Below are 631 nucleotides of genomic sequence, written 5' to 3' on the forward strand. Positions count from 1 at the left end.
GAACAGGGGCTGATCAGCCGTTGGTCGGACGGTGATCAGACCGCCGTGGAGTACCGCTATGATGCGCAGGGGCGTTGTATTTATACCGTAGGCAGCGGCGGTTATTATCCGGGGCGATTTGAGTATGAGCCGGAGATCACCCGGGTTATCGACCCGGACGGGCAGGTGACTACCTGGCACCACAATGCCGAACAGCGGGTGACACAGGAGGAAACCCCATGCGGCCACATCACCCGTTATGAATACGATAACTGGGGCAACCTGACGCGCAAAACCCTGCCGGAAGGCCAGGCCCTGATGCTGGACTACCTGGCGGACACCGGGCTGGTGACTGCTTTCACCGATGCGATGGGGTCCACGTGGGAATATGACTATGATGAGCAGGTCCGGCTGGTGCAGGTTACCGCCCCCTCCGGCCAGCAGTGGACGCAACACTACGATGACCAGGGCCAGCCCGTCCGCTTTGTTGCCCCGGACGGCAGTGAGACGACCCTGACCCGTAACGAATTCGGGCTGGTGACCGTCATTGAAGACAACGACGGGCGCAGGCGCACGCAGGAATACGATACCCATCACAGGTTGACGGCCCTGTTCGACGAAGAGAACCGCAGCCTGACGCTGGGGTATGACC

1 pseudogene is annotated in these 631 nt (G+C 61.0%); it reads left to right on the plus strand.

Annotation, left to right across the window (positions count from 1 at the left end):
• Positions 1 to 631, plus strand: a pseudogene (locus tag Xhom_RS25285) (type IV secretion protein Rhs); the annotation flags it as partial.

This window comes from Xenorhabdus hominickii (assembly GCF_002632725.1).
Taxonomy (GTDB): domain Bacteria; phylum Pseudomonadota; class Gammaproteobacteria; order Enterobacterales; family Enterobacteriaceae; genus Xenorhabdus; species Xenorhabdus hominickii.